At 45.5% G+C, this 26,356-nt stretch carries 21 protein-coding genes; 8 read left to right on the forward strand and 13 right to left on the reverse strand.

Annotated features, from left to right (window positions below):
• Nucleotides 1-226 precede the first annotated feature (226 nt).
• Both J2Z28_RS01515 and hcp read right to left on the reverse strand, forming a co-directional pair.
• Complete coding sequence (locus J2Z28_RS01515; protein ID WP_211080901.1) at nt 227-1,636, reverse strand: PTS transporter subunit EIIC; 1,410 nt, start codon at nt 1,634-1,636, stop codon at nt 227-229.
• A 297-nt stretch (nt 1,637-1,933) separates the two neighbouring features.
• Nucleotides 1,934-3,226: a hydroxylamine reductase gene (gene hcp, locus J2Z28_RS01520; RefSeq protein WP_062835656.1), complete on the reverse strand. Its 1,293-nt coding sequence runs from the start codon at nt 3,224-3,226 to the stop codon at nt 1,934-1,936.
• A 309-nt stretch (nt 3,227-3,535) separates the two neighbouring features.
• Here hcp and J2Z28_RS01525 point away from each other — a divergent pair, with 309 nt between their 5' ends.
• Nucleotides 3,536-6,187 carry a cation-translocating P-type ATPase gene (locus J2Z28_RS01525; protein ID WP_211080902.1) on the forward strand — a complete coding sequence of 884 codons (2,652 nt, stop codon included), beginning with the start codon at nt 3,536-3,538 and terminating at the stop codon, nt 6,185-6,187.
• A 373-nt stretch (nt 6,188-6,560) separates the two neighbouring features.
• Nucleotides 6,561-7,391: a hypothetical protein gene (locus tag J2Z28_RS01530; protein WP_211080903.1), complete on the forward strand. Its 831-nt coding sequence runs from the start codon at nt 6,561-6,563 to the stop codon at nt 7,389-7,391.
• Between the two features lie 604 nt (nt 7,392-7,995).
• Here J2Z28_RS01530 and J2Z28_RS31615 read toward each other — a convergent pair.
• Complete coding sequence (locus J2Z28_RS31615) at nt 7,996-8,211, reverse strand: VOC family protein (protein WP_342357453.1); 216 nt, start codon at nt 8,209-8,211, stop codon at nt 7,996-7,998.
• A 261-nt stretch (nt 8,212-8,472) separates the two neighbouring features.
• On the opposite strand from J2Z28_RS31615, the gene J2Z28_RS01535 reads away from it, so the two are divergent.
• Entirely contained in the window at nt 8,473-9,813 is a 1,341-nt protein-coding gene (locus J2Z28_RS01535) for an MFS transporter (protein ID WP_211080904.1), read from the forward strand.
• Nucleotides 9,814-9,969: 156 nt separating this feature from the next.
• Here J2Z28_RS01535 and J2Z28_RS01540 read toward each other — a convergent pair whose 3' ends face one another.
• Complete coding sequence (locus J2Z28_RS01540; RefSeq protein ID WP_211080905.1) at nt 9,970-10,626, reverse strand: DUF2625 domain-containing protein; 657 nt, start codon at nt 10,624-10,626, stop codon at nt 9,970-9,972.
• Between the two features lie 102 nt (nt 10,627-10,728).
• On the opposite strand from J2Z28_RS01540, the gene J2Z28_RS01545 reads away from it, so the two are divergent.
• On the forward strand, nt 10,729-12,216 hold the full coding sequence (locus tag J2Z28_RS01545) for a right-handed parallel beta-helix repeat-containing protein (RefSeq protein ID WP_211080906.1): 1,488 nt from the start codon (nt 10,729-10,731) through the stop codon (nt 12,214-12,216).
• A gap of 128 nt (nt 12,217-12,344) precedes the next feature.
• Here J2Z28_RS01545 and J2Z28_RS01550 read toward each other — a convergent pair whose 3' ends face one another.
• From J2Z28_RS01550 to J2Z28_RS01560, 3 genes are all read right to left on the reverse strand, one after another.
• Nucleotides 12,345-13,328 (reverse strand): sensor domain-containing diguanylate cyclase, encoded by a 984-nt coding sequence (locus tag J2Z28_RS01550; protein ID WP_211080907.1) that lies wholly within the window; start codon nt 13,326-13,328, stop codon nt 12,345-12,347.
• Between the two features lie 25 nt (nt 13,329-13,353).
• A complete protein-coding gene (locus J2Z28_RS01555) occupies nt 13,354-14,160 on the reverse strand; it encodes an alpha/beta fold hydrolase (protein ID WP_211080908.1) in 807 nt (268 codons plus the stop codon).
• Between the two features lie 176 nt (nt 14,161-14,336).
• The gene (locus J2Z28_RS01560) at nt 14,337-15,971 is read right to left on the reverse strand and encodes a DUF1593 domain-containing protein (protein WP_211080909.1); all 1,635 of its coding nucleotides are present in this window, start codon (nt 15,969-15,971) and stop codon (nt 14,337-14,339) included.
• A gap of 336 nt (nt 15,972-16,307) precedes the next feature.
• On the opposite strand from J2Z28_RS01560, the gene J2Z28_RS01565 reads away from it, so the two are divergent.
• Genes J2Z28_RS01565 through J2Z28_RS01575 form a run of 3 tightly spaced genes read left to right on the forward strand, consistent with a single transcriptional unit; the run spans nt 16,308 to nt 18,251 of the window.
• Nucleotides 16,308-16,958, forward strand: coding sequence for a hypothetical protein (locus J2Z28_RS01565; RefSeq protein WP_211080910.1), 651 nt, complete (start codon nt 16,308-16,310; stop codon nt 16,956-16,958).
• Between the two features lie 34 nt (nt 16,959-16,992).
• Entirely contained in the window at nt 16,993-17,550 is a 558-nt protein-coding gene (locus tag J2Z28_RS01570) for a DUF1697 domain-containing protein (protein WP_127550095.1), read from the forward strand.
• A gap of 53 nt (nt 17,551-17,603) precedes the next feature.
• Nucleotides 17,604-18,251 (forward strand): Imm50 family immunity protein, encoded by a 648-nt coding sequence (locus J2Z28_RS01575; RefSeq protein ID WP_211080911.1) that lies wholly within the window; start codon nt 17,604-17,606, stop codon nt 18,249-18,251.
• 80 nt (nt 18,252-18,331) lie between these two features.
• Here the strand turns inward: J2Z28_RS01575 and J2Z28_RS31620 are convergent, their stop codons facing one another.
• The 4 genes from J2Z28_RS31620 to J2Z28_RS01590 form a co-directional block, all read right to left on the reverse strand.
• A complete protein-coding gene (locus J2Z28_RS31620; protein WP_342357460.1) occupies nt 18,332-18,400 on the reverse strand; it encodes a hypothetical protein in 69 nt (22 codons plus the stop codon).
• Nucleotides 18,401-18,419: 19 nt separating this feature from the next.
• The gene (locus J2Z28_RS01580) at nt 18,420-18,590 is read right to left on the reverse strand and encodes a hypothetical protein (RefSeq protein WP_017687080.1); all 171 of its coding nucleotides are present in this window, start codon (nt 18,588-18,590) and stop codon (nt 18,420-18,422) included.
• A gap of 123 nt (nt 18,591-18,713) precedes the next feature.
• The gene (locus J2Z28_RS01585) at nt 18,714-19,916 is read right to left on the reverse strand and encodes an MFS transporter (protein WP_211080912.1); all 1,203 of its coding nucleotides are present in this window, start codon (nt 19,914-19,916) and stop codon (nt 18,714-18,716) included.
• Between the two features lie 315 nt (nt 19,917-20,231).
• Nucleotides 20,232-21,191, reverse strand: coding sequence for a helix-turn-helix transcriptional regulator (locus J2Z28_RS01590; RefSeq protein ID WP_211080913.1), 960 nt, complete (start codon nt 21,189-21,191; stop codon nt 20,232-20,234).
• A 321-nt stretch (nt 21,192-21,512) separates the two neighbouring features.
• On the opposite strand from J2Z28_RS01590, the gene J2Z28_RS01595 reads away from it, so the two are divergent.
• Nucleotides 21,513-23,099: a choice-of-anchor I domain-containing protein gene (locus J2Z28_RS01595; protein ID WP_211080914.1), complete on the forward strand. Its 1,587-nt coding sequence runs from the start codon at nt 21,513-21,515 to the stop codon at nt 23,097-23,099.
• Nucleotides 23,100-23,232: 133 nt separating this feature from the next.
• Here J2Z28_RS01595 and J2Z28_RS01600 read toward each other — a convergent pair whose 3' ends face one another.
• Both J2Z28_RS01600 and J2Z28_RS01605 read right to left on the reverse strand, forming a co-directional pair.
• Nucleotides 23,233-23,445, reverse strand: a complete 213-nt coding sequence (locus tag J2Z28_RS01600) for a hypothetical protein (RefSeq protein WP_036617403.1) — start codon at nt 23,443-23,445, stop codon at nt 23,233-23,235.
• A gap of 146 nt (nt 23,446-23,591) precedes the next feature.
• On the reverse strand, nt 23,592-25,835 hold the full coding sequence (locus J2Z28_RS01605; protein WP_211080915.1) for a carboxylesterase/lipase family protein: 2,244 nt from the start codon (nt 25,833-25,835) through the stop codon (nt 23,592-23,594).
• Nucleotides 25,836-26,356 lie beyond the last annotated feature (521 nt).

Raw genomic sequence — 26,356 nt, forward strand, 5'->3', positions numbered from 1 at the left:
TATCCTTTCTAAGGGATTAATCATCCTGATTTATTACGTTTCACTATATCAAAATACATGACATCCCCATATCCAACAAGCTATGGCATGAATAAAATGGAGGACAGCTATTATACATTTCATACTTATATTTTCAGATAAAAAACAACAAAAAGAGCCCGTACCATCAGATATAGGCTCTTTCTTACAACTGTAATGCTACTTTTGCAATAATACGTTCTACGTATTACTCGATGCTAGCATTCGGTGATGCCTGTCCCGATTTCTGTCCTTTTCCTGCCATCCAATACGTCAGTCCACCTGAGACACCGAACGCAATAACCACACCAATGCATGTGTGTAACAGATTCAGGCTGCCCCCTTCGATGAAAAGCGGAAGGCTGACCAAGCTCGGATTCCCAACGATAGCAAATGCCTTGACAGATAACAAACCATAATACAGTCCACCCGCAGCTCCACCCAGCAATGCCGCATAGAAAGAGGATCTTTTTCTCATGTTGACTGCATACAATGCAGGCTCTACCACTCCGAGGAGGGCTGTTCCCGTTGCCCAGAAAGCAACTCTTCTGGAAGCTGACTCTTTCGAGCGCAAAGCGTTTGCAAGCGCGGCCCCCGCTTGTCCTACAATCGCCACTAACATAGCAGGAATCACCATGGAAGAACCATTCATGACCATATCATTAATGATGATGGCAAGCATCCAGTAGTGTAATCCCATAATTAACATTAGTGAGAAGACTGCTCCCAGTAACATCACCGACACCACTGGAGCATTAGCTACTAGTGAATCCAATGCCTCCGGCAGATATTCATCAATCCAGGTGCCAACTGGACCAAGTATCATCAATACTAGCGGAACAAGAATCAGTAACGTCAGGAATGGAACAAACATCCCTTTGGAGAATTTTGGACTTATTCGTTGAACGGCTCTTTCCAGATAGGACGCTGCACAGATCGTTAGAATGACCCAGATGGCAGTAGTGTAAAAAGCCGGCTGGGACACGAGTGGAAAGCCAAGGAAATGCACGTCTTTTTCACCTGACATCAGCATGGTCATCTCCGGATAAAACATCAATCCGCCAATAGATGCTGCAACATAGATATTACTCTTCAACCGATACGCTGTGCTGATTGCTACCAATACAGGCAGTACATAAAATACACCGTCTCCAAGGATCCTGAAGATCGTAAAGGTCTGGCTGTCCATCAATGCAGAAGAGTCCGCAGAACTGTACGTATCCATTAACGCAATAATGGCGATTATAATTTTAATAACAGCGGCTCCGAGAATCCCAGGCATCAAGGGCCTGAATACATCGGATACAAAATGTAAGATCGAGAATCTGTTCTTCTTCGCGTGTCCCGCTTTCTGCAACGCTGTCCCTGTCGAATCCCAAGCGTCCATACCCAGTAACGCATTGTAGATCAGGGAAGATTCATCTCTTATTGTCAGATGACACTGCTCACCTGTTACCCGAATATCTGCTACAACATCTGTGGAGGCAAGAACCGACATGTTCAATTGTGTACTGTCCTTCAGTACCAGCGTCGTCGTGCCCTTATCGTGTTCTACGAGCTTGATGTTCTCCTTGCCTCCTGCGAGTTTCAACCAATCTTCAATCTGTGTGTCATGCATTATGTACGATCTCCTCATATTACGGTAAACCCGTGTTTTGTGATGTGTTATGATCTAATATGCCTCTATCTATATACACATTTCCATGAAAAAACTTCAATAGGATAAAAAAACTAATTTCCCTGACATTTCATGTTCATTTATACAAGGTATATGGACCTATGAAAGTCGAAAAAGCAAAAAAGCCTACTCTTATGTAGGCTCTTATCCATCTGTACTTATGAGTCATACTCTTCATACTAACATCCGACATTCGCAGTCATCAGATGGCGATGCACGTAAATATACATCCTCATCCTATGACAGTGCCAACATCGCGTTCATATCTTCTTCTGCCGTTGTAATTAACTTCAGACCAAACATATCCACGAGTACATCCAAGACACCTTCCGATATGAACTCAGGCGGCTTTGGTCCAATTCGAATGTCCTGAATGCCGAGGCTGAACAGGCCAAGCAGGATCGCAACTGCTTTTTGCTCAAACCAGGACAGCACAATGCTGACAGGTAACTCGTTCACGGTACAGCCAAAAGCATCCGCCAAAGCCATTGCAATTTTCACCGTAGAACCGGAATTGTTGCATTGACCCAGATCGATATAACGCGGTATACCCGTGTCTCCAACCGTACCATAATCCACATCGTTGAAGCGGAACTTACCACAGGAAGTCGTCAGAATTACGGTATCATTCGGCAAGGATGTCGCAAGTTCACGATAGTAGTTGCCACCTTTGCCTGGCGCATCACAACCAGCAATAACGAAGAATCGACGGATATGCCCGTCTTTCACCGCTTGAATAATCTCGGGCGCAAGCCCAATCACGGTCTCATGATGATACCCTGTCGTTAAAACTTGCTCGGACTGTACATTAGCCGCAGGCAGTGACAATGCGCGTTCAATTAGAGGTGAGAAGTCATCCTCTGTAATTTTGGCAACACCCTCCAGACCCGCCACTTCGTAGGAGAAAAAGCGGTCTGCATATGTGCCTTTGATCGGCATAACACAGTTCGTCGTTGCGAGAATAGCACCCGGGAATTGTTCGAAAAGTCTTCTCTGATCGTACCAGGCTTTGCCGATATTGCCCTTGAGATGGGCGTATTTCTTCAACGCCGGATAACCGTGCGCAGGCAACATTTCCGAGTGGGTATAGATGTTGATTCCTTTCCCTTCAGTTTGACGAAGCAACTCCTCCAATGCATACAGATTATGTCCCGTCACCACGATGCACTGTCCTTCAATCTGGTTCTGGCTAACCGTAATCGGTTGCGGTACACCAAAGCGATCCGTGTGCGCACGATCCAACACATCCATAATGCGGATTGCTGCATTACCTACCTTCATCGCCATCTCCAGATGTTCCTGTACATTAAAATTCGAGTTCGTTAATGTCATATATAATGCCTCATGTGTAATCCGATCCACCTCAGGATCAGAATATCCCAACTGGCGTGCATGTGTCGCATAAGCAGCGATGCCTTTTAATGCAAAAATCATCGTATCCTGCAAACTTGCAATTGTTTCGTTTTTGCCGCATACCCCTACCACGGTACACCCACCACTCGGCGTCTGTTCGCATTGATAACAAAACATATGGTTTCCCCTCCAAACTTAGATTAAACGCAGTTCGTTATGTAATAGCGTAACAGACTCTGATATGAGCTAGTGTGATGGTGCACACAGTTTCTGATTCAACATCTATATTTGGTTCTCCAGATTATCATCCAAACTGGAAATAATAACATTCAAAAAAAGGCATATCTCGAATCATTATGAAAAATACTGTGTACAGCTAAAAACGTATAAATCCATAATCTTAAAAAAATACGAAAATGAAACGATTCTAGATTTTGCCCGTAAGGGTAATACACAGAGAAATCTAATATTCAAGGAGCTGGTCAATTGCAACATTACAGACACAGTGCGGAGGAAACCCTTCAGGATGTACAGAGTTCCTCCAAGGGACTCACGACCTCCGAAGCTGCCAAGAGAATTGAAACGGAAGGATATAACGAGTTAAAAGGTAAAGATGCAACACCCGTCTGGAAATTGTTCCTCGAAAATTTCAAAGATCCGATGGTCATCGTGCTGCTGATTGCAGCCGCGGTACAGGTTGTACTTGGACACCTGATTGAATCATTGATCATATTCCTGGTTATTTTGCTCAACGCGGTGATCAGTGTAGTGCAGACCAAAAAAGCCGAGAGTTCGCTTGACGCGCTGAAACAAATGTCTGCACCCGAAGCCAAGGTCATTCGTGACGGGCAGAAAAAAACCATTCCAGCGAGGGAACTCGTTCCCGGTGATATTGTTATGCTGGATGCAGGTGATTATGTCCCGGCAGACGGGCGTATCCTGGGATCAGGAAGTCTGAAAATCAACGAAGGCATGCTGACCGGAGAATCCGAAGCTGCGGAGAAACACGCCGATGCCATCCCGGATGAAGCGCCTATTGGAGATCGTCGCAATATGGCCTTCAGTGGCTCACTGGTCGTATATGGACGGGGCATGCTTGTCATTACAGGTACGGCTCTCAAAACCGAAATCGGCAAAATTGCCGAACTGATTGAAAATGCCGAAGCCAAGAACACCCCATTACAGCGCAAGTTGGAATCATTCAGCAAAAAACTGGGCTTTTTCATCCTGGGCTTGTCGATTCTCATCTTTGGCATTGAAGCCGGTCGTGTATGGTTGACCGAAGGTACGGAGAATATAGGGCCTTCCATCGTAAATGCACTGATGTTTGCCGTAGCTGTTGCGGTTGCTGCCATTCCTGAGGCGTTATCCTCCATTGTGACTATCGTATTGTCACTCGGAACAAATAAGATGGCCAAACAACATGCGATCATTCGCAGACTGCCTGCCGTTGAGGCGCTCGGCTCTGCAAGTATCATCTGTACGGATAAAACAGGAACGCTAACTCAGAATAAGATGACTGTCGTGGATTATTACATTCCCCATGGCACCAAGGACGAATTCCCGGATGATCCCGATCAGTGGTCGGAAGAGGAACGACGTTTGTTACATATTGCAGTGCTCTGCAATGATTCAAATATTAACCAGGAAGGCAAGGAACTGGGTGACCCAACCGAAGTGGCCCTAATTGCCTTCAGCAACCGGGTGAACAAGGATTACAATGAAATCCGTGACCAGTTCCCGCGTGAAGCTGAGCTTCCTTTTGACTCGGATCGAAAGCTCATGAGTACGGTGCATACCTTCGAGGGACAGACGGCTTTGCTGACCAAAGGTGGCCCGGATGTGCTGTTTAGTCGCTGTAGTCATGTATTTATCAACGGTGAAGTTCAGCCCCTCACACCCGAGATTCGCACACAGTTTGAAGAAAAAAATGAGGCCTTCTCGAAACGTGCCTTCCGTGTGCTGGCCTACGCGTACAAAAAATTCGATGATAAAAATCAGGTCACCATTGATGACGAGCATGATCTGACACTTGTTGGTCTGACAGCGATGATTGACCCACCACGTGAAGCGGTATACGGTTCTATTGAAGAGTCCAAAAAAGCGGGCATTCGCACCATCATGATCACCGGAGATCACAAAACGACGGCTCAGGCCATCGGTGTGGATATCGGCCTTGCGGAACCAGATGACCTCGCCATTACCGGAGCTGAACTGGACAAGATGTCTGATGAAGAGCTGGATCAACAACTCGAACACATCTCGGTATACGCCAGAGTATCACCTGAGAACAAGATCCGCATCGTGCGTGCGTGGCAGCGCAAAGGTAAGGTTGCAGCCATGACCGGAGATGGAGTTAATGATGCACCAGCGCTGAAACAAGCCGATATCGGCGTAGCGATGGGTAGCGGAACAGATGTCGCCAAGGATGCGGCTGCCATGATTCTGACGGATGATAACTTTGTCTCCATCGTGAATGCTGTCAGTGTCGGGCGGATGGTATTTGATAATATCAAAAAAGCCATCGCATACCTGTTCGCCGGTAACCTCGGCGCCATTATCGCCATTTTGTTTGCCTTGATCGTCGGCTGGGTTAACCCATTTACGGCCCTTCAGCTGCTATTCATCAATCTGGTGAACGACTCCCTACCTGCCATTGCCTTGGGTACCGAAAAGCCAGAGCCAGATGTCATGCGACGCAAGCCACGTGATATTAACGAAGGCATCTTCGCAGGTGGAACTCTGCAGGCTGTGATTACGCGTGGTGTCCTGATTGGTGCGGCTGTTATCGTATCCCAATATATTGGACTTGGCATCTCGGAGGAAATCAGTGTCGCGATGGCCTTCACAACCTTGATTCTGGCACGCAGTCTGCAAACATTTGCAGCACGTTCCAACACACAGACCATCTTCCAGGTGGGCTTCACGACCAATAAATTCGTGCTTGGTTCCATCCTAGTGTGTCTCTGTCTCTATGCAATCACACTGATTCCAGGTGTTCGCGGTGTATTCGCAATCCCGGATACATTCGGCTGGAATGAGTTCCTGATTGCAGGCGGACTTGCTCTTGTCGCCGTCATACTGATGGATGTCATCAAGTGGATTCGCAATCGCGGTAAACAAGTTACTGTGGCGTAAGATCTGCAGTTATAACATGCACAAACAGGCGCCCGTTATCGGAGCGCCTGTTTGTTTACAGTTTTTTTTACACAGACAAAGCGTACACTTCTCAGCCATGCTGATGATTTCTAGGGTATCTTCGCAAAAAATTTAAGCATTAAGTTGATATCTATATACCAATCAACAGATGGACAGATGCTCATCTGCACCGGCTGCCATTCGGGAACTAGGATACGATCGGAAACCAGGAACGATGAAGGACAGTCAAAATTCCCAATGGTGTAGCCCTCTCATTAGCTGATTGGGCTTCTTTTTCATTCACTACATGTGGAATTAATTGGAATTATATGTTATTATTTGTTTATTCCAACAGAAGGAGTCGATCTTTAAAGTGAAGAAAATTTTCAAAGCCGCTCTTACCTGTACTTTACTATTTAATGTGAGTATGGCATCCGTCGCTATGGCCTCGCCAGATACTACGGATCAGTACACTACGGAGAAGTTCACTGAAGTTCAAACGTCAGGGACAGCCAAAGCAAAAGCAGGAAAATTTCAAGGCGATAATACAATTGTTATTGATGAAGAAGGGAACCAAACTACGGTTGGGGAACTCAAAGCCTTAACAAACCTTGTTTTACCGGATAACCCTAATGCCGATGTATCTCCGAAAATCACCATACAACTGGCACCACACATTGATATGGTACAGCCATTTGCGTCAGCTTACGGTCACGCTTGGCCTTATTCGGCAGTCACTTCAAGCGGTGTCAATTGTTATGGATATTCGGTAAAGGCACCTTTCTTCTGGAACCCGGGAGATGGTGATGGGGTTTCCAATGTGTATGACACAGGATTTTTTACAAATTCGAGCGTTGGAGCAGCCCTTGTAGTTAAAGACGGAAACACGAATGGACTGTATTTTAAAGCTGGTTGGAAAATTCTATCCAGTAGAACAGCTGCTGTCACAGACGAAGAACACCGCATTGCTTATAGAGTTGGCTGGATTGATGCCAACAATAATGGCAAAGTCGATGTAGGTATTGATGTGGTGGACTTCCACTTTATGTTGCAGAACAGTACGGGAAAATGGTCTGAGAAACACGGACAACAACCATCTATCAACACCAATATCTCAGACCCAAGTACCTTCTCTTGGGATCTGGGTACTTATAAGAATTTTTATAATAGCTCTACTGCTTATATTGCTGCGAAGGTGCACTAATATATGTAACCATTTTCATATTTTCATAGAAAAACGGCGTTTATCTTTAAGATAAGCGCCGTTTTCTAATTGTAGAGATTTGAATCTAAATTATGGTCATACTGCACCGGTACTGAATCCGGAACTAGCACGTGCGGCCTTATCCGTATCGATGTGCAGCTGCGCCGGTCTTCTCAGCAAATGACTACCGCCAAGCGCAAATTAAGGATACATAATCCCCAGGATACCGTGGGAAATGTCGCCGACCATTTAAACTTTTCTTTCCCTTTTGAACCCTTTGTTAATCCGGATGCTATTAACGCAACTCCAATAATTAAACCGATCTGGGCAAACAGCAAAAAAATTCCTTCTACCATATAGATAACTCCCTCACATACTCCGATATCAATTTGAGCATCATTAGCATTAAATAAATCCGCTTTCTAACTGTATCTAATTACCCCTGTTTGATGCCAAAAGCGATCCAGCGTCCATCGCAATGGACAGAAAGTTATACCCAACAGAGAATTATATGGCTATGGATATGATGCATATTTTATTACCCAGAACCAGGAAGAGCTTCAGCAGGAATTGATCAACGCAGATGTGAAAATCGTACGTGTCCTCAATCATACAGACTATAATAACAAGGAGTTTGTGATCGAGGATATCGATGGGTTAAAATAATCTCGGTAAGATCACGATACAGGCAGATATGAGGTTCCGTGGCATCAAGATATTCGACCACCCGAAAGCCCATCTTTTCTTCATAAAACTGCGCCGTTCGCTTCATATCCAGAGTCGGAAATACGCTGTGGGACATTAATAATAAATGATTCATACTGTAAACTCCTTAAAATATAATCAAATCCAGTTATGTATTCAAACTTATTTATTCCAACCACCATTTTACCCAATTTCAGGGAACTAGTCTATAAATTCCGATTCTACGTCTCTTAAATTTCACTTATACTGCGTAATATACAGTATGACATTATTGCCATATGATGAAATGGGGTGTAAAATGATATATTGCTTTTCATCACATTTTCATCAAAGCTCTATCCGACTTCATATTCATACCCAAGACAGGAATGGTACCGTGAAAGATAAAATTGTCATGCCACTCTGGACGTGCTGCTTGTTCATCGTTGTGATGAATACCACCATGTTCAATGTTTCTTTGCCAGTCATTATTCAAGATCTACAGATTACCTCGGACCTGGGGTCTTGGGTCATCTCAAGTTATTCGATTGGTTACGCTCTGTCGACGGTGATTTACAGTCGATTGTCAGACCGTATCCCGGTACGCAAACTGTTAACAGTCGGGCTTCTGATCTTGGGGTTATCTTCATTGCTGGGGTTGTTCGCGCATAACTTCGCGATCTTGTTACTGACACGCATTCTGCAATCTGCGGGTGCAGGAGTTATGGCCGGGCTGGGTCTCGTCATTGCAAGTCGTTACATCCCGGTGGAACGACGCGGAGCTGCCATCGCGCTGATCTCATCAGGTAGCGCCATGGCTTTTGGACTTGGCCCCATTGTCGGCGGACTCATTAGCGAGTACTGGGGTTGGAACGGACTTTTTGGCATTACCGTGCTTGTCCTGCTCGCCCTGCCTGTATTGCTTTATTTTCTCCCACGTGAATCCGTCAAAACAGATCAGCCATTCGATGTTATTGGTGCCATATTAACCGTCATTAATGCCACTACACTTCTCGTCGCGATCACCCAGCAATCCTGGTTATGGTTTGCCATTGGCGTTATTTCACTTATTGTACACCTCCTGTATATTCGGAAAGTGAGTCTTCCGTTTGTGAATCCACAAGTATTCCGAACGCCAGGATACACCCGGTTAATCCTTATCGGATTCTGCGTGCTGGTGGTGAATCTGGGAAATCTGTTTTTGATGCCGCTTGTGCTCGCTGATTTATATGGACGCTCTTCGCTCGCCATTGGTTTGCTGATTGCTCCTGGAGCTATTGTTGCAGCATTTTGCACCCGTTTCGTTGGACGGTGGATCGACCGTTATGGCAATATGCGATTTATGATCATCGGACACATTCTGCTCGCAGCTGTACTTGCCCTATTCATGCTCGGACTTGATCAGTCCGCCTTGATCATTACCAGTGGTTATCTCTTTTTCTCACCGGCACTCTCAGCATCTATGGCTTCCTTGAATAATGAAGCGTCACGTGTGCTTCCCAAAGCCCAGATTGGTTCAGGTATGGGGATGTTACAATTGATCCAATTCTTCGGTGGTTCGGTGTCTGTAGCCGTGTGTGGGCTGCTGCTACACAGCATTCCGGGAGTCTCGGTCGAGGAAGCTTATCATGTAGTGTATGCTTGTCTGTTGCTCATCTGTGTTGTTTCACTCGGGCTGACCATCTGGCATAGCAGAGCTTCACACTCAAGCATTAAACCTGTTACATTGGACAATTGATAATTGATGTTTAAAGTTCAGAACCAAAAAGGCCCGCGCCAAGCGCGAGCCTTTTTTAGTTTGGAACAGAAATGCCGTTTTTTTTAAAAGTGGATCACTCAATGAACTTGAACTTACCGGTTACTTTTCTGAATTCATCCTACAGCAGCATGCTAACTATTTTCCGTCCAGTGCGAACTTCCAGGCCTCCATTATGCTAATTGGGGCTTTACTGCTGCTCTCGCCGTCACCTTCCTGCGTCCAAAGTGGTGGATAATACGCGAATACTTGTCCTGTCTGGAGCTGAGACATATCCTCTTGCCAGTCTTTCCAGCGAAAGGTCTGATAGAACTGCTCCAGATCGCCATTCGCCAGCCAGTTGATGAAACCTGAATATGCCAGTTCTGTCGATTCCCATTCGAGTGTATCCGGTGCAAAATAATATATGTGTCCCGTGCGGCCATACTTGCCTGTATCCAGTCCGAAGAAACCGCCTGCCGCATCATATGCAACGACCATCATACCTTCCAGCACATCTACCCAAGGTTGCTCACTCACACCATTCCAACTGGTGAGACTCCCCGATGTACTGTCACCACCCGCACCAAGCAGCGTGATCCAGCCATGGTCCAGTACAATACCTTCTGTCTCATAAGCAACAGCCCCCAAATAGGATTTGGTGCTTATTTGCAGACGATAGAGGGTATCCTCTCCAACCTCTTGTTTTGCTGGAACATACACATATGTATTTTGCCCACTATCCAGGAGTTCCTTGAGTTCTTCCCATGCGTGATTCTCCCGATCTACTAATTCAGCTATCGTTAATGTATTCATGAGCAGTCTCCTCGCTGATTTTATAAGAGCATATCATGGGTTATTAACCCGTTCAAATCTGCTATAATCTATCTTCAAAGCTAAATTCAAGGGGGAAACGATTTGATTCGCGTAGTTATACTTATGATTCCGATTCTGATGGTGCTTGTATCCGGTTGTCAGAATCATACATCTGCCATGAAGGAACCCGTTTCTGTTCAAAAGTCTGATCCCCAGGTCATCCATTACATATCACCCCAAGGAAACGACTCGAATAAAGGAACCATTCAATCTCCTTGGAAAACGTTGCAGCACGCAGCCGACCACGCTTCGCCAGGAAGCACGATCTATTTGCGTGAAGGTGTCTATCATCAGAAAGTCAAAATCACCAAAAGCGGTAATTCTTCCGCTAATCCAACCCTATTTTCAAGTTATCCTCAGGAGCAGGTTATCATTGATGGTAAAGGTTTATCTGTCCGGGGCATTGAAGGGTTAATTGAAATTGAAAATGCCAGTTATATCACGATTCAGAATCTCGAAATTCGTAATTTCACAACCACACTTGGGGGCCAAGTTCCAACCGGGATCTATGTCCACGGAGCTGGTGAGCATATTCAACTGTTAGGCAACACCATACACGCGATCGCTAGTTACGCAACTCCTGAAGGCCCCGATTTACGGGGCAGGGATGCCCACGGTATTGCCATATATGGCACAGAGCACCCTCAAGCTTTACGCGATATCATCATCAAGGATAATGAATTGTATGATCTTACACTTGGTTCAAGCGAGTCACTCGCAGTCAACGGTAATGTTGATACCTTTGCCATACAGGACAATATCATCCATGATTCCGATAATATTGGTATTGATCTGATCGGGTACGAGGGTACGTCCGAGGACGACACGTACGATCAGGCTCGGAACGGCATTGTACGAGGCAACGAAGTATACGATATTACGTCCAATAACAACCCCTCCTACGGTAAAGACCTGCCCAATGATACCAACTCGGCGGGCGGCATCTATGTAGATGGCGGGAAAGATCATATCATCGACCAGAACCGGGTATACCGGAGCGACATCGGAATTGAGATTGCCTCAGAGCATGCCGGACGTTCAACCAGCAACATTACCGTGCGTGATAACCTGATTTATTCCAACAGATTGACGGGTATTGCCATGGGAGGTTATGACGAGGAACGAGGAGCTACCGAGGATAGCAAAATTATGTACAATACACTTGTAGGAAATGATACCCTGAATGCAGGCAATGGACAGTTATTCATGCAGTCACGGACAAAGAACAATACGTTCATGCGTAACATTCTCGTATCGGGCAGCTCGGAAGTACTGATATACAACGAATATACTAGCAATACCGGCAATGTGTTTGACCATAATGTCTATTACTCACCAGGTGAGCAGGAAGATGCCCTGTGGGTTTGGAAAAATAAACCCTACTACGGCATCGCTGCCTACATCAAGGGATCTGGCAATGACGCACACTCCATATATGTGAACCCGGCATTTATGGATGAACCGAGCGAAGATTTTCGTCCTCAGGCGAACTCTCCGGCTAAGGCGTATGGTTACCTTGCTCCGCGATAGATTAACCCTGAGTCTGTCATCTCAACTTAGTCAATCTGTTTCACGCAAATAAAAGGAGCCTGTGCATGTGAGATCATTTCCCATAATGCACAGGCTCCTTTTTGCTTTCTTTTGATGCAAACCAATTCTTAACTTCTTACCATCTGGGCTGCATGTGTCACCCGGTTTCGTCCTCCGGTTTTGGAGGCATACAGGGCGTTGTCCGCTCTTTGGAACAAAGACTTTTCCGTATCTTCCTCTACTACAGTGGCCGCACCGATACTCACAGTAATGTTATATTCACCCCAGTCGGCTGAAGCAACCTGTGAACGATATCGTTCTGCAATACCGATCGCCTGCTCCTCTTCACAATCTGGAAGAATGACAACAAATTCCTCCCCACCGTAACGTGCAACCACATCCGTACTTCGCGATACCGTTTGCAGCAGCCCTGCCAGATTACCGAGCACCAGATCTCCGATCGGATGTCCGTACGTATCATTAATGCTTTTGAAATGGTCAATGTCCACAACGAGCAGGGAGAAATAACGTTGTTTCTCCTGGAACATCATTAAACTTTCAAGCATTTTTTCCTGGAAAAACCTGCGGTTCTTCAATCCTGTCAACAAGTCGGTGGAGGCCAGTGTCTCCAACTGATCATTCACTTTGATTAACGCCTGCTCTTTAATTTTATATTCCTCATGCAGTCGTTCAAGCTCTTTGTTCGCTTCTTGCGTCGCTTGATACAGCTCCTGTAGCTTCGTTTTGGTATGCAAAATATCCTTCTCATGTTCGATTCGCTTACGCATGACTACAACGACACAATCTACCACGCTTTCCCCGTTACGTGTCTGACGAACACCGTTAAGCAGAACAGGAACAGCCTTCTGATCACGGGTACGGAACGTGAAGTACATCTCGTCCACATGTCCATATAACTGGATGTAGGGATAGAAATACGTATGGAAAAACACCTTGTTGCTCACCGACATGGTGGATTCAATATGTTGCCCTATGAGCTCATCGCGTTCATATCCAAGCATCGTAAGCATAGTTTGATTAATCGACTGTACGACGCCCGAATCAGAGATAGAGAAGTATCCACAGGGAGCCAGATCTAATTGTATATCCATGGAATAACTGCCTTTCTTCCGCGTTTTATGCGCTCGTTAAATAATCCTTAATCATTCGGATGGTTTCTTCCGGTTGACTTAGATGCGGATAATGTCCCTTGGCCGTCATCTGTTGCAACCTGCTATTCTTCAGATGAGCGTGTAGATAATCCCCTACTTCTACCGGGGCAATGCTGTCATCCGAGCACTGAAGAATCAATGTTGGCACAGTTGCCTGCTCCAGATCAATACGACAGTCAGATAAAAACGTCACTTCGGCAAATTGTCTCGCAATATGCGGATCTCTGGAGCAGAAGCTTTTCTCCAACTCTTCCGTCAGCTCTTTCCGTTCCGGATTGTTCATCACAATGGGTGCCAGATAACTCGCCCACCCAATAAAATTCATCTGCATCATCTCAAGTAATTCATCGATATCATTCCGATCGAAACCTCCATAATAATTCGGCAGATCATTCACGTAACGTGGGGAGGGCCCTAACATTATAATTTTTTTGAAATATTTGGGGTTCTGAATTGATGCCAGCATACCAATCATACTACTGACGGAATGCCCGACAAATATGGTGTCCTTTAGTTCGAGCGCTTCCATAACTTCCAGCACATCCTGGGCGTATCCTTGAAGGTTGTTATATTTGATAGCATCATAATAGTTAATTTGAGATTCGCCAGATCCAACATAATCAAACAACACCACTCGGTAGTTCTCCATAAAACCTGGAATAATGTAACGCCACATATCCTGATCGCATCCAAAACCATGAGCAAATACAATCGTTTGGCTACCCGAGCCAAGTACCTTAACATTATTTCTTACAAGTATATCAACCGTCATTGCATATCACCTCTCCGAGGTAGTATTCACTTGAATCATTTTATCTGATTATTATACCGGAAAATGTTGGGATATGAATTAAAAATTATTAATAACTTCTCTCACCCCAAAAAAATAAATAAGAGGGGCGTCCCACCAGCCATGTTGATGACTTTTGGGACAGCCCCTCTATTTCTTTATTTCACAGTTAGGATCATACGTTGATAATGCTTCAACTGATGCTCTCCATCATCCTGTACTTCGGCAACGATATGAAGGGTATCACCCGATTTGGCATCGTCAGGAACAGTAAATGTCACCGCTTCGGTGTCACTGCCCTGCAATTTTATCGTATCCACCTGCTCATCCTTGGCAAGTTCACGATGCAATCCAAGCTGCAGATCACCCGCCATTTCCGGCTGAACTTTGTTCTGTTCTACTTTGGAATCCTCATACGTGTCCGCTTCGAAATATCTCCACCACGTATACGTCAGTTGATCTCCATCCGGGTCTGTGCCTTCCGCGTGAAGAGTAACTTCCTCCCCAGGACTAACACTCAGATCCAGCCCTTCCTTAATCGTTAAAGACGGATTATGGTTGGCACCTTCGTAAGTGTCTGCAACTGCCCAATCTGCACGTGCTGCAAAATCATCCTGAATATCGTCAAACCATCTCATCAGAGAATATTCGGCTTCATACCGTTTGGTATATGGATCGTAATCAAGCACATTGTTTCTAAACAGTTTGTCGTTCACAACCCCAAAACGTCCACCCCAACCACCGTAGGAAGGGTCTTCCATACTGCGCAGCCCATTATCGATCAGATAAAAGAAGGAAGGAGAATCACCCTCGGATATAAAATCGTACTTGTCATATTGCGGATTGTTCTTCAGATATTCAGCGCTTCCCCGTTGTTCTTCGGCCAGTTCGCCCTCGATCATTTTGCCATCACCCATCGATGCATACATATCCATCAGCTTGCCATGTCCGTTCAGGATATTCTTGACCATCCAGTCGCCATGAAGCTTACTGTTCACTTCTTCGGCATGCATCTTCCATGCATAGGCAAAATGCCAGAAGTTCGATTGGTCGTTGAGAATGTGGATATCCGGCCAATTCTTCGCAATGTATTCGTTGTAACTGTCATCCTGATCGAGGATGATGTAGAGGACCAGTTTGTCACTGACTTTTTTGCGAATCGCATCCCACTCAGCCGTATCCTTGTACTGTTCCTCAATCGATTTCAGCGCTCGGGCTGTCGTATTGGTGCCGCCCCATGTCTGAACAATCAGGTCTCGGGAATCATCGTCGAGGAAAAGAGTTTCGAGGAATTCGGAACCTTCGGTTTCCTTCTCCATCTCCCCTTTATCGGAAATATTACCGATCTTGGTCATCGCTCGAAGCTGTTCCGGCTTCGGATAGCCTTCCGCATGTTTGGACAAGTTCGGGTAGATCTCGCCATAGGCATCGATCATATCGTACACCCACTGTGTGCCTGTCCAGCGGAAGGGTTTGATCCCCGCTTCCTCGTCTCCAGCATAATGATACACCGAGCTGGTCAGTACAATTCCGGCAAGGTCCATTTCATTCGAATATAAGAGGAAACGAATGACGGAGTTCATATCATCCACTTCACCGTCGGTTGTAATCACTGTTCTGCCTTTGGCAGCTTGGTTGTTTGCAGGTTCCTGGGTTTCATTCTCTGTCTGTTCTGTCGGCTGATTCGGTGTGTCACTTACGGTTTGTGGCGCTTTGGATGCGCACCCACTAATCACCAGGATGATACTGAGACAACCTGCGGCAAAACCGTTTAACCATTTTCTCTTGTTCATAATGCTCCCCTTTCTTCTGTACAGCGTGATGTTAGTGTTGGGTTGGAAATAAGTACGTCCTCTGTTTTTTCTATCCTTAATATGGACCGTAGAATGCAAAAAAACCCGAACAACATTATGAATGGAACAAAGTCCACGCATAGTGATGTTCAGGTTTTGCCTGCCCGAAGCAGTAACAATCCTTATTTGAGTGAAAGTATATCATGTCCACTCATGAATGTAAACGTATTCAAATGTTTTTTTGAATTTATCTTTGATATAGTATAATGCTTATAGCCAAGAATCAAACGAATCGGCCTGTTATTATATCAATGTTATTAGGAGGACTCAGACATCATGCAACAACTGGATGCGGCCTTGAGCCGTTTGGTGGAACAGCAGGATTTATATAATGAAGCTTATGGACTTTTCAAAAATCATGATCTGCGTCCCCGCGAACAACATCACCAGCCGGAAGTGGATACACGAATACCTCTTTCTCCAGAACTTCAGTATCTGTACAGTCATTATGAAATGATGGATGCGGATGCGGAAGGTACACTCAAAATGAAAAATGCCGCCGTCGAAATCGGTGATGCCGCACTTATTTCCTTTGTCGCACCTGAACATCTGCTTCGTCAGCAACTGGGATTCCGCTGGATTGGCATGAATGAACCTTATGAGGAGTCCTCCACCTGGCCAAAAAATCACGTTGTCATCGCAAACTTTAACGATGATCCGTTAATTGTAGATGTGGAAGCACCAAACTCTCCCGTATATGCCGCTTTTACAGGTGGAGAACCAAACCGTGTTGCTGATTCGCTGTCAGACTTTTGCAGTGCACTAGCCATCCTGATTGAGGCGGCGCGCACCTATGCCGGAGAAGTAAAAGATGAAGAAACTTATGAAACCAAGCCCGAGTATCTGGAACAAGTGGAACCTTTATTGCAAGATCTGTTGGGAGAAGAGTATACCGCTCATCTGTTCGAGTATCTGTCCTTTTGTTAAAACGGTGAATTAAAGGAATTGGAGGGGCGCCCATATGATCTATGTGGCTTTGCTACGAGGCATTAATGTAGGCGGGAACAATAAAATTAATATGAAGCAGCTGAAAGAAACGTTTGAACAAGCAGGCATGCTGGATGTCGTTACTTACATCAATTCTGGCAATATTATTTTTGCCGATCATCAGGAACGTGCCAATGCGAATGTGGAGATATCCCATGTGTTAGAACAGGCCATCGCCGCCGATTTTGGCTTACAGATCAGGGTAATGGTGCGGAATATGGATGAAATCCAAAGTGTTATTCAGGCGCTGCCAGAAGAATGGGTTAATGATGACACAGCCAAAAGTGATGTGATGTTCCTCTGGGATGAGATCAATGAGCCCTCCGTGCTGGACCAACTGCCCATCAAACCGGAAATTGGTACACTGATCTATGTTCCCGGAGCGATTTTATATTCAGTCAGCAGAGAAGATGCATCCAAAAGTGGCATGAACAAGCTTGTGGGTTCCAAAGTCTATGCTTATATGACGGTTAGAAATGTGAATACCACACGTAAGATTTATGCCCTGATGCAAGCAGCAGCAGAGAAATAATACAGACAGGTGGAGATGATGCCACGCAGCTTGTGGCAATTGGAGGTAGTCTAATGAACAGAGCATGGACATTAAACGTCAGCGTCCGATCCGTAGAGCGGGAACCATTCTGGTATGCACCCCAGACTCCCTGGCAGATACAGGGACAAGGTTTTCGAGTGAAATTCCATACCAATAGGGCAATCGACTTGCTTGCTCAAGATCAACTGCTTGTTACCGTTGGTGAGGAAGGTACCGCGAACTGGGCTGCTTTTATCGGAACAGTCGTGGAATGCGAACCAGACTCTCTACTGCTCTATACAAGTCCTCAGTACGAGGCACAGTTAATGGATATTCGGAGGTTGGAACGTGAATTTTCTCCTTTGGCTTCCATTCTCGGAGCGCAACATGTAATCGAAACTCTGGGCTATTTCCCTCCCTTCCATTATGACGAAATTACGGATGTGCAGCTGGAAACAGTCCAAAATATACAATCCCTCTCTCTTGTGCTAACGCATAATGCTGATCAGGAATGGGAACAGCAGGTGCACTTCCATTTTGAACATATTCAGCAAGAGATGTTCTCCACTGTGGAGGCATCTAACGTTTGTTTACAGCTAAGTTTCACTTATGCAGCCGATCAGATCCGTGTTAACTTGGATGCCGTATCCGGCTTCTCCGCTACATTCCTATGCAGCACAATTCATATTCAATTCCATTAACCCGGTTATGTAAAAAATCCCTTCATGGGATAACATGAAGGGATAGCTCAACTTCTTCAGCTACACATTTTGCATCTGGTTTAGTCAATTTGAATGCGTCTGCGAGATTGATCATCACCAGGACGTTTTGGAATCTCGAGCTTCAGCACACCTTCTTCCAATTTGGCCTTAATGTGCTACCGAATATTTGTCTTCTTCCTCACGAATGTCGGTCCGGAATGGCTGGGAGCCAGTTCCAAAAGGGGAGAGGAATGAGTTCTCAACCATGTCATTGAAGGATTTCAACATGTGTCCGAACGGGTCTTCATTTCGTTTACGAAACGGAATCAGATCAAACATGAAAATCAGCTCCTTTTGTGTGGTTAGTGAAAAAAACGATTTTCTTTCATCATGGTTCACTATTTTAAAATAGATCCTATTTTCTTTTGTTTTGACCTTATTTGATCTTCTGACTTTGTCTGACTATAACGAATGAATGGGGTCCATTACAGTATTGGATTCATTCTTCCGCATTCCCATCATCATGATTGCCAGCAAGACAACCAGAACAGCTACGAGCATAAATGGAACATGTTTGTCCACCTGATAAAGTGTCGTTGTAAGTAAAGGCGTAATGACGGCGGATATCCCCTGAATCGCTGCTACCAATCCCGCTGCACCTCCCTGCTGTTCTTTGCTAACTGCCAGCGAAGCACCGGCCATGAACCCCGGCATCATCAGACCCGAACCCATGCCAAACAGGAAAAACGAGAAATAATACATGGATAACACATTAAAGACCAAAAACAGGATCATGCTTGCGATCAGGAAAAGGGACCCGAGCAAAATCATTGGGCGTGGCTGCCATTTCAACCATTTCATCTGAATGACCTGCATGATCAACATCGCTGCTCCAGAGAACATGAGTCCAAACGAAACCATTTGAGCCGTCGCCGCTGAGGATAGAGCCAGTTGATCCTGAAAATAAAATCCCCCGACAACCTGTAGTGTCATGATACCCATCATCGTGACCAAGCCGGCAGCAAGGTACATTCGTAAACCACGTTGGAACGGGTTGACTTTAGGCGGTTTTACCTGAATGATCGGTTTCGCTGACGGGATTAACAACAAGGCAATAATAAACGCAGCTATCGCTATAAAAATGCCAAAATAAAGCGGCCAGAGCAGACCGATAAGGGTAAAAGCTCCTGCAATCGCAGGTCCAAATACAAGGCCAAGTCCATTCGCAGCACTGATAATCGCCATCCCGCTTCCCCGCTCTTCCCCTTCTGTCACATCACCCATATAGGCCTGGGCAGAAGAAAGTACGGCAGGAATAAACATGCCAATCAGACTGCGCGTCACAATCAGAAGGGTTAACAGTAGCCCCCCTCCGATCCATGCATTTAATCCCCCGTACAATGCCAGTGCAAATAATGCACAGCTCACAGACATACCTATGAATCCAATCAATATGATGGGTTTTCTTCCTCTTATATCACTCCATCTGCCCCATACCGGAGCCATGACAGCCATCATAATGGACCCAAGCGAGATAATAAGACCGGAATGACTTTCTTTCATGCCCAACTCGCGAATAAGTGGCGGCATAATGGGTGCAATTAGCATCAGACCCAACATGGCTGCAAATACGCTAAAAAAAATACTTCCTCTGATTCGGTTCATGCTCATACACTCCTCTATATTTCAGTACAGTACCCACTGTACCTGGAGTATACAAGGCTGAGAGAATCCCCACTGCCTCTATACGGAACATATCACGGCAAGCCGGATTATTAATCTTATTTTAAATAAGATCAACCCTTAAAACTTTACACCAGACCACTACGATTACAGTACCATCTTCCGATCGCTGTTATCACCGGATTTCCCCGATTCCCTTCTATTAAAGGGAGAAATCCGGTGATAAAGGCGAACGCTCCGCTTCTCCAGACTGGTTCTGTACTCTTCGTTCTCGTGTAATGTTTCTGTTCATCTTATTTAATAAATCTTTTTCATCTCGGAAGGCTTCACGCCGAATTTGCGATAAAATTGCTGCGAAAAGGCGCTGACATTGCTGTAACCGACCGCAATCGCGGCCTCGGTGACGTTGTTATTCTGATTGCGCAGCAACTTCATGGCGTTGTCGAGACGAACCTGACGCAAATATTCGAAGACCGTGCTTCCGAAAAGTGCCTTGAATCCTTTTTTTAATTTAAAATCGTTAAGACCTACTTGTCTGGACAATGCTAGCAAAGATGGAGGATCTACCATACAGGCCTCCATAATCTCCCGTGCCGTATGTAACTTCCGGATGTCCTCTCTGGAGAATCCCGCAGGAATCGGCGCCAGATCAAACAATTGGATCATAAATCGATTCAAGATCTCCAAGGCTGTCGCTTCCATCATTAAGGATGATCGATAACTGTTGTTTAATTCTACAATCAAACTGTCGATCATCGTTCGTATCCGGTTATCCAGTTGAAATACAATTGGCTTAAACACTTTTCGCCCTAACACCTGATTAAACGCAATCGGCTTAAAACTGCCCAGTTGCGCCGCAGCATAATTGAACAGAGAAACCGGAATCCCCAGCGAAAAGGACGTATACAGCTCCCTTGCCGGAGGATGGAACCACGCTTCGAAATCATGCATAAAAATAAGGGCCCCTTGCCCTATCGATAATGAATAATCCTGACCGGATATATCCACATGTCGTTCTCCTGATAAGGCAAATTGCAATTCTACAATGGGTGTCTCGGACGCAAAATACGTAGGATAAGGCTGATGATATTCAACCTGGGAATATAAAATCTCAATGCCACTGTATGTTGTCACTCTTTTGACCTTACCGCTACCCGCCTTGGGAGAGAGCAGATACGTGTGTTCATCTTGCTGACTGTAAGGTTCCTGGGTCAGGTAATACTGATATACTACGCCTAATGCATCTTCCGTGCGCATGGGTATTCACCTCGCCTATATCTTGATCAGACTTGTCAGTAAAGAAAGCCCGAATTAATTGATAATGATTCTCAATTATAATTCTAGCGTATTTTCGCCCGTTCGACCAGTCCTATATATATGAAGGTTCACGTCTGCTTTTTTCTTCATGTGGCAACATCATTTTATACGCTAACTTACATATCCAATTTGAAAAAATATCCCTTATCTAACCTTTTACACAAATCGCAGACTTCTCTTACCTCTTCTTAACATTAGCTCCCTATACTAAAACAATTGTACACACCATCACACACGAAACGATAAAGGGGATCTGGAACATTGAAAAAGAGAAATCAATGGCTCGCCGTTCTGTCGATGACTGCCATTCTTACCGCAGGAGCAACCAGCTACACATCCACGATTGATGCCGCTGACGCAACTAAACCCGCCAACGATCATGTCGTACTGCGTACAGCCATCCAAAATATGCAGGGTACGGTCACATGGAACGGAAGCAGTCGCAGTGTTGATATCCAGATCGCAGATACTAAAGTACAACTTCCTATAGGAACGTCATCAGCCACCATCAACGGTGTGAAAACTCCTTTGGACAGTAAAAGCTACATCACCAAAGGTACAACGTATGTATCTCCACAAACGCTAAAATTAATTACGGATCAACTGATCCTGAAACAAAATAAAACCGGTTTTGAACAGACCGCATCGTTTCAGATGCCTGGTGGAAAAGCAGAAATATCAGCCTCTACGCCAGATGGACAGCGCCTGCTTGTAACCGAAGCAGACAATGGCAGCATTTCCGTACTGGACATTGCTGACTTGAAAAACATCAACGTATTAAAGACAGTCAGCTTCCAGGACCTCTCCGCCAAAGCTGAAGTCACAAGCGTAACCGTGTCCAAAGATGGCAAATACGGTCTTGCTGTTATTCGTACAGGGGATACAGACAGTGAAGCAAACAAAGGATTGCTTGCCATTGTGGATCTGACAACTTACAAAACCGTCAAAACGTATGAACTCGGCATTGGTCCTGACTCCATTGCACTGTCACCTGACGGTCTGCATGCGGTGATCGCCATAGAGGATGAAGAGCTGAATAAAGCTGCGGATGAAATTGACTATGCCAACACCAAACGTCCGGGTAGCATTATGGTTGTATCTTTTGCTGGCGGGAACGTATTGGATGGTGAGATCACCAACTTACCGGTCTCTCTGGACAATGTAGAAGGCGCCATCTATCCGCATGATCCACAACCAGAGTATGTTGCCATTAGTCCAGATAGTAAAACAGCAGCCATCACGTTACAGGAAAACAATGTCGTTGCCATCGTAGATCTGGAGACAAAAAAAATCAGCTCAATCTTCGCTCTGGGTACCACTTCACATCAAGCGGATCTGAAAGATGATGGTATCGTTCAGTTTAAAGAGACGATAACCGCTCGTTATGAACCGGATGGGATTGCTTTCTCGGCAGATGGTAAATACCTGCTGACAGCCAATGAAGGGGATTTGGGCAAGAATGAATTTGAGGATGGTGTAAAAGCAGGCGGACGTAATATCGCTGTCTGGGATCTGCAAGGCCAGCGGATGTACGATAGTCAGAATCTCATTGACGAGGCAACAGCTATGGTCGGCTTGTATCCGGATGATCGCAGTCCCAACAAAGGCAGCGAAGTCGAGAACCTGACCGTTGCTACTGTAGACGGCACTACGTATGCAGCCGTAGCTTCTGAACGGGCAGATGCCATTTTGTTCTTTGATCTTGCTGATCCAGTCAATCCGGACTACCTGGGTCTGATTCCTACAGCCGGAGAATCACCAGAGGGAATTCATCGGGTAAATGGACGTAGCCTGTTTGTGAGTGCAGATGAAAGCACCGGAACGCTTAGTTTTTTTTCCAAGAAATAGATCCGAGTATTATTGGTATGTAAAGGCTGAACTTAGCGGTGTCACGTTGTATTGAGTAGGTGGGGGCGAAAAGCCCCTATCCTCTCATACTATTGTCGCGCTATTCCACGTACCCACATATAATGCTGCAAGGTTATCGACGCTTCATATTTTCCAATTCCCGTCTGTTCCGCTCTACTTCCTCTTGTAACACTCGTACTTCCATCCTTAATGCGGATACTTCCTCTTTGACGCCAGACCTCTTCATCCCAAGATAGAAAACCAGATATAATACAAGACCAATCATAATAAAGAAAATTAATAGCGTTATAATACCTGCAATACCAAAATTACTAACTCCATCCATAATGTACGTTTTCCCCTTTCCCATATCTTATTAATTTATATTTACAACAATACCATAATTAAGCATAACGAACAGTATAAAAAGCCAAGAGAGCATGCTCCCTTGGCTTTCAATTTATTTATATATACCATCCTATCCGGTGATCCTTATTCCCAGAAGAAACGACCTGCGAACACTTTTTCCGTCAACAGTTTATACGTTTCTTCAGGCAATTCTTTTTTCATCTTTGCCATAACGGCGTCTTTGCCTTGATTATATTGTGTGGACATGCCAATCTCTGCCGTTGTATTGCTAGCATCCAGACGCATGATTGGGGCTTGAGCATCTTTCGTCCAAGGTGTCCATGCCGCTAGATCAGGTGATCCACCCGTACCTGGATTGCCTGTGTACAGGAACTGCTTCAGATATGCTGCCATCGCGGCGGACAACTGATCACGTCCTGGTTTGTTTGTATCGCTAAAGTACCCATCAGGGAAGTAGGCAGCAATTCCGTCTGCGTGTCCTGTATAGAAGTCCATATCCGCACCATGTGGTGCACCCAGTAACGTGAGCAAACGCTCAGAGATGACTCCAGGTTGTGTGCCCCATGCAAAACGATACGCATATACCGGTGGCTGACCTGCTTCACTCGTCAATTGCTCCGCTACACGCTCTGCATTAAAGCCTGCATAAGCTTCGCTACCGTATTTCAACGCAGCAGCATATTGTTCCGACTTGGTTTTATCAGTAAACAGAGTCTCATCCGTAATCGATGGAGAGAAGTTTGGATCACCGAAGGCAAATCCGGAGAACTCCGTTTCCAGGCTGCCCAGCAATACAGGGACTTTCGTGTAATTGCCATTATTGATGGCGTCAAATCCTTCTTTTGGAATCACTGTGCCATCACGGAACAGATGCGGGAATGGGTCCATACGGATTGCGGTTGCACCAAACGCTGTGACCAGCTTGTCCGCAGGCAGTTCACGCAGATAGCTCTCCAGCTGTGCCTGAGATTGCTTGCCAATCCATGCTTTTGCTTCTTCTGCATTAGCCGCTTTCCCCTCTTGCACGAGTAGCTTCACAAGTACATCCTCGGATTTTTGCTCGCCTTCTTCCGGTGATGCTGTCGTCAATCCTCCGCTGAAAGCAACTGCTTTTTGATACAATCCTTTGCTAAGTGGAGAGATCAGCGTTGCCAGTACATCACGTGCACCAGCAGATTGTCCGGCCAATGTAACATTGCCTGTATCTCCGCCAAAACCTTCGATATTATCCTGTACCCACTCCAATGCACGGAATGCGTCAAGCAGACCATAGTTACCTGAGTCATCCAGGGCATTGCCTGTTTTCAGTGCTGCATTCTCGAAGAATCCAAGGGCTCCCAAACGGTAATTCACTGAGATGATAATGCTGTTGGTGCTCCGTGCAAGCTGTTCACCTTGAAAATCTTTACCTGATCCGGTCATATTCCCGCCGCCGTGCAGGAACACCATAACCGGAAGTTTCGAACTGGTTGTGTCGGGACGCCAGATATTGAGATACAGCGAATCCTCGCTTCCTGCTGTAGTCTTGCCGGAGATCTGCAAGCTGTTCGCTGCAAATTCCTTAGCCGATCTGGTTCCTGTCCATGCTTCTGGTTCTTGCGGGGCTTTCCAGCGCAGTTCCCCTACCGGAGGTGCCGCGTAAGGAACACCAAGCCAGCCGAGCGTGCCATATTGCTCATAGGTTTTGCCATCAATCGCGCCATACTTGGTCTGTTGCACCGTATGAGGTTGGAACGCCCCAGCTTCTTTATGTTTCAACCAACTCTGCTCCAAGGTTCCACTGCCATTCTTGAGCTGTATCTGCAAAGCCTGTGCGGTTGCCTCTGCCATCAGGCGGTTGGTAAGTTGACTCGCTCCCTTCCCTTGAAGCGCCATGATTCCTTTCCCAGCCGCATAGGTGGAAGCCGATCCCTGCTCATAATCCGTACCTGCTTCATATCCAAGCACCTTCAGCATCATTTCGGCATAACCTTCCGCTGTAAGTGGTGCATTAGGTTCAAACTTGTCCGTTCCTGTTACGATCTCAGACACATAAGGATGCTGCTTCAAGTAACCAACGACCGGTTGTAATACTTTGCCTGCCTGAGCCGCATCGTCATACGTTTCCGATCCCTGATAAGCGAGTGCTTCTTTCTCCAATCCGGACAAACGCAAGTAAAGTACTGCGGCCTGAATGCGTGTAGCCTTTTTGTTCAGATAAGCTGCATTAATACCTTGACCACTGCCGCGAATAAGCTCGGATTGGATCAGCTTGTCCATCGCTGCAGAAAAAGAAGGTCCTGTATTGCCTGCTGCATAAGCTGGTAGAGCGGATACACATAACCCCAGAATTGTTGCTACAGCAATCGAACGTTTAATGGTTTTCATGTCATAAATCTCCTCGCTGTCGAATAGTGTGTGATGGGATAAGTCCATTGGAATGTCCATTTGAGATGCGTAACTAAGAATCAGTATTCCAATGTCTGGATGAGTCTATATCTCTATTTATGATAAATTAAATCTGCTGCGCTCCTTTCTGCTCGAAATAACTGCTACGGCGCTTGCGGTCATGCCATCAGGCATTTTTTTATATAAAAAAAACCTGAACCGAAGGCAAACAGACATCGCTTTAGCGTGGTCTACTGCCCTCAATTCAGGTTTTGCCTGCAATCAGTAACAACCCTGAGGAATGAGGTTCATTCCATATTAAAATGTAAACGCAATCAATCGTTTGATGAACAAACAACCAACGAATGAACTGACACAGGTATTGCCCTGAACACGGTTACAATCCTGTTGTTATGGTGATGTTAGCACATAATGTAAGCGTTCGCAATATCTTTTTTTAATCGTCACTATATGATCTTTGAACTGTCTCTTAATTCGTCAACTCCTCACTTTGTCCAGTT

Source organism: Paenibacillus xylanexedens (assembly GCF_017874615.1).
GTDB lineage: Bacteria > Bacillota > Bacilli > Paenibacillales > Paenibacillaceae > Paenibacillus > Paenibacillus xylanexedens.